A 13,309-nucleotide genomic window follows, 5' to 3' on the forward strand; every position below is an offset into this window, starting at 1 on the left:
AATTATAGAGAAATCTAAACCTATATTAGATACTAATGGCAGTTCCTCTCCTTAATAAACGGTTTCAATTAAAAAACACCCTTTATTGCAGTAAGTAGTGATGTAATAAAGGGTGTGTTTGTATATACTAGGGGTTGTAGTGCTGAACTTGGTGTTGTTTTAAGAGCATCAAGCGGATAAAAATCCGAAGCATCTTCTACCCATGGAATACAGTAAAGCATAGACACATTTAGAAAATACATTGACGCCTTTGAATCAGTCATGGTATAAACACAATAGGAGAGTTTAGTGCTTAAAAGCATAAAAGCGATAAAGTTTAAAAATATACATAAATAGACGACATAGGAGGAAATAAATATCATGGAACATAATAGCAAAATTATAGACTGTACCATTCGTGACGGAGGTTTAATTAATAATTGGGATTTTAGCGTTGAATTTGTGCAAGACTTATATAACGGCCTAAGCGCAGCCGGCGTTGAATATATGGAGATCGGTTATAAAAATTCACCTAAGCTTCTTCAAGCAACTGAGCCCAACCCATGGAGATTTCTTGACGATAACTTTCTCAAAGAAATTATCCCTGAGAAAAAGTTCACGAAGCTATCTGCTTTAGTAGATATCGGGCGTGTAGATCCGAATGACATCCTGCCGCGTGAGCAAAGTATGTTAGATATGATTCGAGTGGCATGCTATATTCGCGAAGTAGATAAAGGTTTAGAGCTTATAAAAATGTTCCACGATTTAGGCTATGAGACTTCACTTAACATTATGGCACTATCTAGCGTACCGGAAAATCAGCTTATTGAAGCATTTGAAATGGTAAAGAAAAGCCCCGTAGATGTTGTATATATTGTTGACTCCTTTGGAAGCCTAGACCCTGCGGATATTGAGCATCAAGTGAAAAAGTTCCAAGCCATGATTCCTAGCAAACAGCTTGGGATCCATACCCATAACAACATGCAACTAGCTTTTGCTAATACATTAACTGCGATGCGTAATGGCGTTACATTCCTTGATTCATCTGTTTATGGTATGGGCCGTGCAGCTGGTAACTGTAACACAGAGCTGCTTGTTAGCTACATACCAAAACCAAGCTATGAGATGAAGCCGATTCTTGGCGTAATTGAAAAGCATATGCTTGAAATGCGTCAAAAGTGGGAATGGGGCTATATCATCCCTTATATGATTTCGGGTGTGCTGAATGAACATCCACGTGTTGCTATGGCTTACCGTGATAGCGAGGATCGTGACAAATTCGTAGATTTTTATGACAAAGTAACGTCTCCAGAAGTTACTACGTCTCCAGCATCAAAATAAGTTAAAATACTAAAAGTACCTCTGTTAACCGGGGTGCTTTTTTGTCTTACATAAAAAACCATGATTGTATAGCATATCCTTAAACTTTGATACCCTCGATCTCGACAATTAGCTAAATGTAAACAGTCGTGCTCTTCTTAAACTATTATTTATGTATATAAACCGGCGTTCCAATGGGAACTGCAGAGGAAAGTTCTAGAATATCTTCATTATCCATTCGGACACATCCATGTGACATATCTCTGCCAATAGAAGCTGGATCATTAGTCCCGTGTATTCCATATGTAGGCTTTGACAGTCCCATCCATAAGGGACCAAATACAGCTGGAGGGGTAGTATCTTTATTAATGATTTTAAATTTTCCAATTGGAGTTGGAGTGATCATTTTCCCTACAGCAATAGGATATGTCTTTACTAATTTAGCTCCATCATATAGTTTTAATTGATGCTGCTTTATTGAGACATCTATCCTTTTTGCCATAGAAGAACTCCCCACCCTCTTATAATTTACTATACATAAAATTTTCTAGATTAATCCATAATGACTACTGCTATTTATACTGTTCTAATAGTAAAGAATTTCTTTAAAAGCCAAGGTCCTGGCGTAAACCCAAGCGTTAATTGCCAAGCACCTATTGCTTGCAAGCCGAATTGACGAACTAACACCATTTTTTCACTCATGCTTCTTACATCTTCAAACCATACTTCATGCATCTGCCCCGCTTGATCTTTATACCGAAAAAATGGAGATTTGTACTCCTTTGAATATTGAATGGGAGACTGATATCTCATGGCTGTTTTAATAGCATTTTGATTGGATATAGCGGGTGCTACCGTGCCGGGCTTGTAAGGAATTGACCAATTGTATCCATACAAAGGAACGCCAATGATGAGTTTTCTTCGCGGAACACTTTTTATCGCAAATTCTACTGTTCTCTTTACTTCAGTAATTGGCGCAACAGGACCCGGGTCGCTGCCTGCATGGTGCCAGTCATATGCCATTATGAACATAAAGTTAACAACCGCACCTATTCCTCCGTAATCATATCCTTTTAACCAAGGGATATCTTCGCTTGTCTTGGCTGGAACCGCTATTGTTAGCACATAGTCTGCAGGTTTTAAACGTTCACTCAGTTGACGTAAAAATCCGGTAAAAAGGTCTCTGTCTTCGGTCTTCACACGTTCAAAATCAATATTTACCCCTCCGTATCCTTTTCTAGATACTAAATCAAAGATATTATCGACAAGATTTTTTCGTGCCGGAGGATTATTTAAAACTTGATGGGCAAGATCAGAACTAAACCCTTCAGAAGTTAGATTAGTAATCGTAACTAGCGGTGTAACGCGATTTTTCCACGTTGTTTCAATCGCTACTAAATCGTTTAAATTATTTATAATATCTCCATTGCTGCCAAAATGATATTCAAAGATAGAAATGGAAGAGGAATACGTTGCAAAATCACTGATTAACTCGCGATCTGCTTCTGGATTTCGAACGGCATAGTATTCTAGTGTCCCTGCAATATAGTCTGATATGTTAGGAATGTTTATTTTCATTCCGACTTGCAAGTAGTTATACGAGACTGAAGGATTAGCCCTTTTCAATTGCTCCAAGGACACGTACGCTTTTTTAGCAATACCTTTCATCGTATCACCAGGTTGAACTGTGTATACATATAGGGCTATGAGCAAGGCTTGACCGGGAACAATATTTGCTTCTTCTAACCCATTCACGCTCCTGAGCTGTGCAACGGAATAACCATATCTCCTGCTTATTAAAGATAACGTATCACCAGGCTGAACTATATGAACAAACATGTTTTCTCCTCCTATGTACTCTTTATCTATTTACGTTTTATTCCGCAACAAGTTTAAAAAAGCTATTCAATAAATGTATATGAGTATTGTTTGTTTATATAACTGAGTTAAGTAAGGGGGAATCTCTTTACACACTCCCCCTCTATTGCGCCCCTAATACGGGTAGAAATGTTCCAGAGATTATCTCAAAATTTATGTATCATAAATGTATGTTTTTGGTGTACTTGAAACAGGTTGTTTTTTTGTCAGATAGGATTATATTAAGAAATAAAAAGAGCAAGCTCTCTATCATAAGAGCTTGCTCCTTCCATTTAACGATTAAATGGAATTGCTCATAATTTTCCACACCTTTTTCTCATGTTTCTAAGCCTCTTGTGATTACTGCGGAGAAAAATTTTTGTCCTACGGCTAAGAGTTAATAGAGGAGAAGCACATGCTGAAGGCACCAACTCAAGCATGTGAAATATCTTAACCGTATCCTAGAGCAGGATCATCAGGGGATGATATTTTTAGAAGCTATCTCCTATTTAATAAAGGAGTCTTTTGTAAAGAGGAAGTCAGTTCTTTCTTAACCTTTTAACTTGTGTTCCTTTTATTTATTTCTTTTTTTCCATTTTATAACCTCGATGTTAACGCCATGATCTTCTTGAGATGATATGGTGAATTCGTCCATTAATTTTTTTACCCCTGATAAACCAACGCCTAATCCCCCTGACGTTGTATAGCCACTTTCTAGCGCTTGTTGAATATTTTTAATGCCTGGTCCTTTATCTATAGCTATTATTTTGAGTCCTATTTCAAGTTGATTCTCTATTATTTCCATTATAATTTTTCCCGTCGTGGCATATTTATATATATTTCTGGACAATTCTGAAATAGTCGTAATAATTCGGGCTTGATCAAGTGTGCTGAAGCCTAAGCAGTTAGAGAACATCCGTCCTTTCTGACGCGCTTCTACTATATCCACTTCAGTGTGTATCTCAACAGTTAAAGGTTCCTTTCCTTCATCCGATTGAAATAGCATCATTATCACCACTTTCTTTATTTTAATAGGAGAGGAAAAACAATAGGCCAAAAAGAAAGGTTAGATAACCTTTCTTTTTGGCCTACATCTAGTTCAGTGCCTAGCTTATCAGTGCCGTTATGAAGTTGGGTTTAAAATCAGAAGAATTGTACTTTTATCTTTATGAAAATCCCATGCGACTAGTATATCTGTTACCTTTGAATCTAAAATTACTTCTAATGATTGGCTATGCTCATGGAGTAGCCTTTTTTCGAGATTTCTTTTAGCCAATGTAAGGTTTTCTTCAAACCCTAATTGAACTAATTCTTTCTCTACATTTACCATAATACCTTCCCTGATTATAAGGAGTGTTCTCTGATCTAATAAATAAGAAGAAACATCTTGAGGAAGTTTTTCTGCTTTTTGAGTCACTTCCTCAACTTCTTTATGCAGCAATTTCTGATTTTTATAGGAATGGTTGACTATGTTATTTTTATCAGAATGGATCATGATAAACATGCCAGACTGCAGCTCTAAATTCCAATCATAATAAAATTCTTCAATATCTAAATGTATATTTAATTGTATATATCCTTTTATCTCTTCAATTAAAGTCTCCATTAACAAATCACGTGTTTTTTGAACATAGATAACTTGTCCCTTGTCTAGCAAAGCCTTTTCTAAAGGTAATAAAAAGGCTTTAAAATAAACGGTTATAAAAGGAGGAGAAATGACGGTGAATACACCTCCAGGACCTCTTCCAAAGTTTTCACGAAGTAACCTTCCCATATAACTACTTAATTCTTTTTCCAGTTTCGTTTTATCCATAGATGGTGCACCTAGTTTCTAGTTTCATAAGGTATACTATTCGTGATGTTTTATGAAAACTCCTTCTTCATCATAAGGTCAATTTCGGTAATAAGCATTCACTTTTTCCAAAGTGTAAACGAGGCGCACTAGTATATCTTTAATAGATTGGTTTCTGTTTACCTTTGTATTTCCTATGTTTAAAGATTCTTCTTTTATTTGAAATTCCAATTTTACTTCCATAGATAATAGTACTTAAAAGTATTATATCCTTGCTAATTTCTTCTTTGTAAAATTCATTGTCATGCTTTTGGTAATCCTGCAACAATCGACGAAGCTCTTTTATAAACAATACAATCTCATGATTATCAGCCATACCGACCAAATCCTTTCTGTTGGCACATCCTATTTTCAGATGCTATTTTAGGGAATTATTCCGTTACAAAAGGACTTACTCTTTTGAAACAACAAAAATAAGCCGAAAAAGAAAAGGTATGAGCTTTTCTTCCTCGGCTTATGTTTGGCACAATGTGTCCAATTCATTACTGCCTCATTAATTTTTTGGTTTTAAGATAAGAGTAATAATGCTATTATCCTTTTCAAAATCCCAATCCACAAAAATATCAAGAATGTCTGCATTTAATATCTCATCATAGTCATCGTTTTGTCGTAAGATTCCTTTTTCCAAAGGGCGTTTAGAGATGCGTAAGGTGTCATCAAAACCCAACGAAATTAGCTGCTTTTCAATAGCCACCAGTATTCCTTCTCTTACGATGACCAATGTACGATCACTTAATTTATACGAAGAGATTTTCTCAGGCCCTTTTTGTGCAATTTCACTCATCTTTATAATCCGATCATGAATTGCTTGTTTTCCTGGGTAAGGGTCACCCTCAGTCAAATCGGCTTTCAAATCGTCCAGACAAACTCCCACAAAAATTCCGGAGTGATGATCTAAATTCCAATCATAATATAAATGCTGGATGTCAAGGTCTGTAATCCCTTTAATTTGACCAGTGATTTGAGGTTCAAGAGTCTTTACCAAAAGCTCTCTTGTAGTCATAACCTGAAGTTCTTCATTCTGGTTTAACAGTACTTGTTCCATCGGCGATACAAAGCCACTGACATAAATAACAACATAAGGTTCATAAATCGTAACATGAACAGCCTCGGGGCCTTTTCCAAAGTTATCTCGTAACAATTTGCCCAAGTTATTCGCCAATTTTGTTTGCTGAGCCTTAATATCCATATTTCTTCATCCTTTATTAAGAAAGAAGCATCATATCTTCTTTCCATCATTTTATTGTACCATTACGAACGAATAATTTAAATATGCAGAATAAATAAAAAATAATTTATTACTTCATGTTTAACCGAATTATAAACGTTCAAAACCTCTTCTTTCTATTGCTTGGTACGTATTTTGAATGTCACCGAAAAATACGAATCCGTTGGATTCGTACTGATGTTTTCAATGAAGTGAGTTATAGCATGTAGTCAAATTATTGTTGGGGAAATATAGCTTTATCTTTTAATTGATGCATCGCAGGGACCTACTAAAAAATAAAAAGAGGTGCAGCATGAAAGAGAAAAAAGAGCCACTTATTTTACGCAAGTGGCTCTTTGCTATGTGGATTGAATTCACTTGAACCTCTATTAAATAGTGGCAAAACGCAATCTATAATCGATTTAGATTATTCTTTGACTAATTTAACAAGCATATGAGCAAGATGATGTTGTTCTTCCTCGTTTCCAACTTTCCATAACTCATGTAACAAGTATTGCTCTTCATTTTGTGGCTCCTCATGGGTTGCGAGATAGTCAGCTATTTTTTTAGCTGCTAGAGCTAGTTGATTATCATTTAACCCTAGTTTCTCACCTTTTGTGACTTTATCTCCTAAGTAACTTTTAAATTCGTTAAAACTAGAAAGGATGTTGTCTTTCTTCTCTTGACTCATTTCATTTAGTTTATCCTCTACTTTATTTTCAACGGTTTCAGTATTATTGTTCATTTTTCATTCTCCTTCCAATTAGGTATCAATGTTCTTATATGGTAAATCCCCCATTTACAGGTATATAAACATTTCGCAGCCTATTCATATGTTAAGTAGAATAATAGTAAACCTTGAATAAAACTCGAGTATTTGTAATAAAGTTTAGTGAAACACCTTTTTGATAACAGGATGTTAACAACCTAGGTTAGTTCCACAAAACTTAACGGGTTATTTAGATGAGAAACGGAGTGAATACAAATGAGTTTAGCTACTTATATAGGTTCGAACGTAGAATTACCTATTAATAAGGAATTAGATGATTTAGTTACTATTGGGAGCTGCTTTTCAGATGAAAGAAATCGATTGAACATAAAGAAACACCAATTTACTACCCTTTATGTTTATGAAGTTGCAAGTGACTGGGGAATTGAGATTACGGAATATATGAATAAGAGCAGGCGCAAAGAATCAAAAGAGAAACTAATTACACTATGCAAATTGATGGACCGCTATCTTAAATCAGGAGACTTTTTTGAATTGTATAGTTGTTGGATAGGAGAAGAAGCTAAAGAACCAGAGAGGAAATTAACGTTAAACATCCATTACTTTGACATTGACGATATTGATATGCCAGAAAAAACATTAGTTAGAATTGAAAAATGAGTTCGTCCTATTATTATGGTAAATTACCCTTATATAATATAGTGTACATAAAAACAGAAAAACTCCCCTAATACCTTAAGGGAGTTTTCTGTTTAGTTAAATATTAAGGGTGTAATTGCTTGTTGCTTACATATCATTTAATATTTTTGTAGATATTTATTATAACCTATCAAATGATTTCGGGAAAGTAAAAAATGAAAGCGATTACTTTTAATTTAAAATAATAAATGAAATATAACTGTCTTTTTATGAGATGTATTTTGGTTCTGGAAAAATACAGTGCTTAAGCTTATATGCTCTAAATTTCTCCTTATCTATTAATAGATAAGGGGAAATTTTTATTCTTTATCGTTTCCTGGCTCAGCAGTAGAAACCATAGAAGTGTCTCCAGTATAATATTTATGGGGATAAGGATCAGAAGGCTTTGTTGCAAACTCTTTCTCAAGATCAGCTAATTCCTCTGATACCTGTTCTAAATCATTTGATTGATTATCACTCATATAAAACTCCTCCTTTTAATTAAACAATGTTCATCGCGCATTAAGGATACGTTTTTTCATAATGTGGATATACATGCTGTTTTTATTCTATACTTGCCTGTGCCTTTTCTTCATTTAGTATATATTTCAAATTAATATTTATTACTTTTTTGAACTTGTGAATGATTTATTTGCACCTTTAAAATCTATTATGTTAACTAAGAAAGTATGCTATATTCACTTCAAAAAGCAGAGACCGATTAGCCCTGCTTGTTATTTGACTATCACTTTCCCTACCATTCCACTATTAAAATGATACCTACATATCAGTTCATATGTACCTGGGTTTTGTGGTTTCACGGTAATGTTTTTTTCTTTTCCAGGCTGGACTTCAGCGTCAATACCGAGTTTTTCTACTGTGAAGGTATGCTCTTTCTGACCTTCATTTTTCAATATCAATGTTATCGTCTTTCCACTCGGGATAGTGATGGTTTCTGGATTAAAGTAATCATCGTTCAGCTGAACCTCCATGGCTTGCTGTCTTACCACGTCAGATTCGGCCAAAACACCGAGTGACCCCGAAGTTATCACACCGATAACCATCGCAAACAAAAAGACCCATCCCGTTAACCAGTTTTTCATAGACATTTGCATTCACTCCTTTCACAAGTCATATTCTTTTCCAATTCATAAAATAATATCACTATTTTTTATGAATTAATTATTATTTTTTCTTAATTTCAATTTTGGGAAGTCACAAATAGTTATGAACATTGGGAGAATCTTGAGTGCTGAGAGAAGAAAATAGCAGGCTTAACCAACACTAAATAACTTCTATGAAAGAAGCTTCTCGATTACGTCTCTCAATCAAATTACCGCACTTTACAAAATAATATTGATACTAATAGAACAGTTCCAATCATATTCTTATAAGACAAAACATTAAAAGGAGTGTTAAGTTAGTTGATAAAAGCTAAGGTTAGTTTACGGCCTATTGCTAGTAAGATAAATTTACCTACCGTTTTGAAAACAGCTATACTCCCAGGTGACTCATTTGAAAGCTTATTTATTGCAACCCAAGTAGGAGAGATCTTTTATATAAGGGATGAAGCTATACAGACTTTTTTAGATATTCGCTCACAAATCATAAAATTGGGTACTTCTGAACCAGGTGTTTCTCGCGGTGGATATGATGAACGAGGGCTGCTAGGGCTAGCGTTTCATCCAGAATTTTATTATAACGGTCTGTTTTATCTTCATTACTCAGTAGCTGGAACACAAGGACCAGGTGCACTTTCCGAACATTTTAAGCCTAACCCGTGTGATCCTAAAACTTCAAAACTAAAGTGGATAAATAGAGAAACTAAATATGATCATATTGATACAGTGGAAGAATGGATTTTCCAGCCAAATGGTCAACCTCAAAAAAGACGGACGTTACTTAACTTAAGAAGACCATTTTTTAATCATAATGGTGTTAACAGCTTAAACTTTTCACCTGAAACTGGAAAACTTATCTTAACAATCGGAGATGGCGGATCAGGATATGACCCCTTTAATTTAAGTCAGGATGATATGGAGATTTACGGAAAAATAATTGAAATTGATGTAAGTAAGAATACATTCATCCATAATCCACCCGCAGTCACACGCTTTACTGAACTCCCTTCACCTATTCAGGAAATCCTTACGCTCATTGCCAAAGGAGTTCGCAATATAACGGGCATTTCATTTCAAAGATTTTATAGTCAGTACATCAAATATGTGGGAAACGTGGGACAAGACGTGGTAGAGTCTATTTTTTCATTCGTTCATTATAAGCCAATACCTGTTTCTCAACTTGTTCAAGCTTCTTTAATGAGAGCTAAACCCAGTCAAGAAGGATTTATTAACCTTGGATGGCGGGGATGGGAAGGAGATTTTCCAACTTCATTTATAAAAAGGTGTTCTGAAAATCCAGCTTTGGATGAGAAAATAATTGCTTATTACAATGAAGCAGTAAAAACTTCAGCGAGACGTCTTCAGCCTTTAACTAGTTATTTTCACAAAGATCCCCGCCCTAATAAATTTGGAGGAACCTCCCTTACAGGAGTTCAGCCATATATGGGAAATAAAATCCCTAGCTTAACAGGAAGCGTTATGTTTACGGATATTGCTCAGGTTAAAGAATCTCAATCCCCAGTTAGAGGAGTTTTAGCTTATACCAGGACAGGTACAGATTGTAAGCTAAATGATTTTAATGTTGTGGAAATTGATTATAATTTTGGTTCTCAATCAGCTTACTACGTTAGTTTGGGAACGAACTTGGATCAAACGAGGCTTTATTTAGGAGTTTATGGCTCTATGAAAGTGTCTGACTTTAATCAAGGTACTGTTTTCGAAATTGTTCCATGATTTACATTTATAAAATTTGACTAAACATTGGTTTCCCTAAAAAAAAGTATAGCTTAATTTTTCCACCAGCTATTTTATAGGAATGAGCAAATGAACTTTCTAAAAAATAAAAAAGCCTTTAATCAATAAAGCCCATAAAAGATTCATTTTATGGGCTACAGTACCATACCTTTAGAAAGTACGACCTCTTTCTGTAAAAGTAAATGCGACTTATTAGTCCTCTGTTTTCATTTCTTCATATATTACACGTAAGAGTTGATATATCGGGCAGTGATTTAAATCAATCTTTAACCCTTTATAATGTAAAAACAGTGAACAGAGGTGGAATTCATGTACTTTTTAAAGTCTCTTTCAAATGAAGTAAAATCTGCACAGCTTCTTTTTAATAGACTATCTAAAACGAAGCAGCTTGTATCAGGCGCTCTTTTCGCCAGCTTAGCAGCCCTTTTTCAATCAGCAGGAGGGTTTTTACCAGGAATAGGAATTTTCATTAGTCCATTATCTACCGCACCCATTCTTTTTTGTTTTATACTTTCGCTTCCTCTAGGGTTTCTTACCTATACACTAACGAATCTGCTTCTTCTGATTATCCAGCCAAGTGAACTTATTATTTTTCCTTTTACAACCGGAATATTGGGAATGGGCATAGGCGCTGCTTTTTACATTTTTAACAAGAGATTGTACATTGTTATAAGTGGTGCCACTCTATTAACTGTTGGGATTATTACCTTATTGTACGGTTTCAAATTCCCAGTACTAGGTCCTGCGATTCCCAATAATTTTTCTCTTTCTACTACTGGTTTAATTTTTGTATTTACTTTTCTTTATAGTTGGATTTGGGTTGAACTGAGCCTAGCTTATTTTAAAAAATTAAAAACATTTATTTCCTAGTGAATCTACAGATTAATCTCTTAACAGAGATAACTCGTTAAAATAATGGAGAAATCGCAATTAGCTTTTTAGAAGAACGTCAATTAGGACAATCTCATCTGAATTTTTTAAGGCTCTTTTTATTATATTTTCAAATTCGACTAAACTATTTGCCCGTTCTCCTTTAATTCCAAAGCTAGTTGCCAATTGGACAAAATTTGGGTTTGTAAAAGTTACTCCATAGCTCTTACCAAACTTTTTGTTCATCATTTCCTGCTCTATTTTTAATGTAGAGTCGTTTAAGACAATAATAATGAATGAAAGCCCTAAGCGCTTTGCCGTCTCTATTTCTGCAAAATTCATTAAAGCTCCTCCATCTCCAGTAATACAAATAACTGAATCATTAGGGCAAGCTAGTTTAGCTCCAATTGAGCCTGGTAAAGCAATACCCATGGAAGCTAGACCATTTGATATAATGAACTTGTTAGCGTTTTTGGGTTGATAAGTTCGAGCTATAGATACTTTATGAGCTCCCACATCTGAAATCACAATTGTTTCCTCTGAAGAGAGCTTATCGATACTATGCAAGATATTCTCGATTGTTAAAGGCAGTAAATTGCTGTCTATCTTTTTCTCTTCAATATGATAGGATTGCTTAATTTGTTTCTGGAGATTACCAGAAGGAATCCACGGTTTAGAAGGAATATCCAGCTGATTGAATACCCGTAAAGTCTGCTTTATATCTCCAACCAATTCAGCTTCTACAGGATAATATTCATCTATTTCTGCTGGTAAGGTATCTATATGTAAAATTGGTATTTTTTCCGTGTTCCATTCTTTGGGTAACTTTTCGACAAAATCAAACCCAATTACAATAAGCAGATCAGCTTCCTTTAAGCCTGCGAGCACTTCATCTTTCTCATTAAATCCAAACGTAAAGAAATTTTGTGGATGATCTTTAGATAACACACCTTTAGCCATATAACTATGGGTAACCGGTGATTGAAGACGTTCAATAAATAGTTGAAGCTCATCCACGGCTTCCTGTCTAACAACGCCGTTACCGATAATAACAAAAGGTCTCTCATACTGCCTAATAAGAGTATTGGCAGCCTGAATTGACTCCATGATAGGTATACTTACGGGTATAGATGTAGGTGAAATAGGTTTGATGGGAACGATTTGAGTTGCTAAGTCTTCTGGCAATTCTACTACTATGGGTCCTGGCTTTTCCATTTGTGCAATTTTAAATGCTTTTCGAATAATCTCAGGAAGCGTTTGTGCATCTTTTATCTGAACACGCCACTTCGTTGCTGGTTCTACCATTTTAATAATTTCCATATATTGATGTGACTCTTTATGCTGTCTCCCCAAAACAGCCTGTCCCGTTAATGCTACAACAGGAGAGTGGTCTAGCTTTGCACTAGATATACCTGTCAATAAATTAGTAGCTCCTGGTCCTAATGTTGATAAACATACCCCTACTTTGTTTGTTAACCTTCCGTATACATCTGCCATGAAAGCAGCTCCTTGTTCATGCCGCACATTCACGAATTGAATCTGTTTAGAGTTGGATAAAGAATCAATAAAATCCAACGTCTCTTTACCAGGTATTCCGAAAATATATTCAACCCCCTCATTTTCTAAACATTGAACAAGTGTGTCCGTCACTTTCATATTGTTCGACCTCTCTTTAGATAGTATTCTGACAAGCTTATGTGAAAGAAATAGCTCATTAATTCTTATCTCGTCTTTTCTCGTTTTAACTAACCGAAACCCTAAATATATGGAATGAAATCATACTCATTAACTATTGTTTATAGTGTTACCATTAGATTCTTATGTTAAATACATTTTTTAGATAATGTATAAATAATTGGATGAGTCAACCTTTCATCCGTGTGAACTGATTGGGAGTGTGACAATACTCTATAAAGAATTATTATGAGAAAGTAACATTT

General features: G+C 35.0%; 14 protein-coding genes. 4 read left to right on the forward strand and 10 right to left on the reverse strand.

Annotation, left to right across the window (positions count from 1 at the left end; all coding sequences use genetic code 11):
* Positions 1 to 360: 360 nt before the first annotated feature.
* Positions 361 to 1,320: an aldolase catalytic domain-containing protein gene (locus ACH0CI_RS10850; RefSeq protein WP_034264917.1), complete on the forward strand. Its 960-nt coding sequence runs from the start codon at positions 361 to 363 to the stop codon at positions 1,318 to 1,320.
* A 145-nt stretch (positions 1,321 to 1,465) separates the two neighbouring features.
* Here the strand turns inward: ACH0CI_RS10850 and ACH0CI_RS10855 are convergent, their stop codons facing one another.
* The 7 genes from ACH0CI_RS10855 to ACH0CI_RS10885 form a co-directional block, all read right to left on the reverse strand.
* On the reverse strand, positions 1,466 to 1,801 hold the full coding sequence (locus ACH0CI_RS10855) for a L,D-transpeptidase (RefSeq protein WP_033578620.1): 336 nt from the start codon (positions 1,799 to 1,801) through the stop codon (positions 1,466 to 1,468).
* 74 nt (positions 1,802 to 1,875) lie between these two features.
* Positions 1,876 to 3,138: a glycosyl hydrolase family 18 protein gene (locus ACH0CI_RS10860; RefSeq protein ID WP_406901409.1), complete on the reverse strand. Its 1,263-nt coding sequence runs from the start codon at positions 3,136 to 3,138 to the stop codon at positions 1,876 to 1,878.
* Positions 3,139 to 3,730: 592 nt separating this feature from the next.
* On the reverse strand, positions 3,731 to 4,162 hold the full coding sequence (locus ACH0CI_RS10865) for an ATP-binding protein (RefSeq protein ID WP_033578618.1): 432 nt from the start codon (positions 4,160 to 4,162) through the stop codon (positions 3,731 to 3,733).
* Positions 4,163 to 4,279: 117 nt separating this feature from the next.
* Positions 4,280 to 4,969, reverse strand: coding sequence for a Na-translocating system protein MpsC family protein (locus tag ACH0CI_RS10870; RefSeq protein ID WP_033578617.1), 690 nt, complete (start codon positions 4,967 to 4,969; stop codon positions 4,280 to 4,282).
* A gap of 139 nt (positions 4,970 to 5,108) precedes the next feature.
* Complete coding sequence (locus ACH0CI_RS10875; RefSeq protein WP_048018665.1) at positions 5,109 to 5,324, reverse strand: hypothetical protein; 216 nt, start codon at positions 5,322 to 5,324, stop codon at positions 5,109 to 5,111.
* Between the two features lie 177 nt (positions 5,325 to 5,501).
* Positions 5,502 to 6,197 (reverse strand): Na-translocating system protein MpsC family protein, encoded by a 696-nt coding sequence (locus ACH0CI_RS10880; protein ID WP_014460656.1) that lies wholly within the window; start codon positions 6,195 to 6,197, stop codon positions 5,502 to 5,504.
* A gap of 445 nt (positions 6,198 to 6,642) precedes the next feature.
* On the reverse strand, positions 6,643 to 6,960 hold the full coding sequence (locus ACH0CI_RS10885; protein WP_014460657.1) for a DUF3243 domain-containing protein: 318 nt from the start codon (positions 6,958 to 6,960) through the stop codon (positions 6,643 to 6,645).
* A 240-nt stretch (positions 6,961 to 7,200) separates the two neighbouring features.
* Here ACH0CI_RS10885 and ACH0CI_RS10890 point away from each other — a divergent pair, with 240 nt between their 5' ends.
* A complete protein-coding gene (locus ACH0CI_RS10890) occupies positions 7,201 to 7,605 on the forward strand; it encodes a hypothetical protein (RefSeq protein WP_406901410.1) in 405 nt (134 codons plus the stop codon).
* A 338-nt stretch (positions 7,606 to 7,943) separates the two neighbouring features.
* Here the strand turns inward: ACH0CI_RS10890 and ACH0CI_RS10895 are convergent, their stop codons facing one another.
* Together ACH0CI_RS10895 and ACH0CI_RS10900 are read right to left on the reverse strand one after the other, a co-directional pair.
* Positions 7,944 to 8,105 (reverse strand): hypothetical protein, encoded by a 162-nt coding sequence (locus ACH0CI_RS10895; protein ID WP_406901411.1) that lies wholly within the window; start codon positions 8,103 to 8,105, stop codon positions 7,944 to 7,946.
* A 252-nt stretch (positions 8,106 to 8,357) separates the two neighbouring features.
* Entirely contained in the window at positions 8,358 to 8,732 is a 375-nt protein-coding gene (locus tag ACH0CI_RS10900) for a cupredoxin domain-containing protein (RefSeq protein WP_406901412.1), read from the reverse strand.
* Between the two features lie 315 nt (positions 8,733 to 9,047).
* Between ACH0CI_RS10900 and ACH0CI_RS10905 the strand changes: the two genes are divergently transcribed.
* Positions 9,048 to 10,478, forward strand: coding sequence for a PQQ-dependent sugar dehydrogenase (locus tag ACH0CI_RS10905; RefSeq protein ID WP_406901413.1), 1,431 nt, complete (start codon positions 9,048 to 9,050; stop codon positions 10,476 to 10,478).
* A 330-nt stretch (positions 10,479 to 10,808) separates the two neighbouring features.
* Positions 10,809 to 11,369 carry a hypothetical protein gene (locus tag ACH0CI_RS10910; RefSeq protein ID WP_098999941.1) on the forward strand — a complete coding sequence of 187 codons (561 nt, stop codon included), beginning with the start codon at positions 10,809 to 10,811 and terminating at the stop codon, positions 11,367 to 11,369.
* A gap of 60 nt (positions 11,370 to 11,429) precedes the next feature.
* On the opposite strand, the gene ACH0CI_RS10915 is transcribed toward ACH0CI_RS10910, so the two are convergent.
* The gene (locus ACH0CI_RS10915; RefSeq protein WP_406901414.1) at positions 11,430 to 13,025 is read right to left on the reverse strand and encodes an acetolactate synthase large subunit; all 1,596 of its coding nucleotides are present in this window, start codon (positions 13,023 to 13,025) and stop codon (positions 11,430 to 11,432) included.
* Positions 13,026 to 13,309 lie beyond the last annotated feature (284 nt).

The sequence above is a fragment of the Priestia sp. 179-F W1.4 NHS genome (assembly GCF_045369295.1).
GTDB classification, from domain to species: Bacteria; Bacillota; Bacilli; order Bacillales; family Bacillaceae_H; genus Priestia; species Priestia zanthoxyli.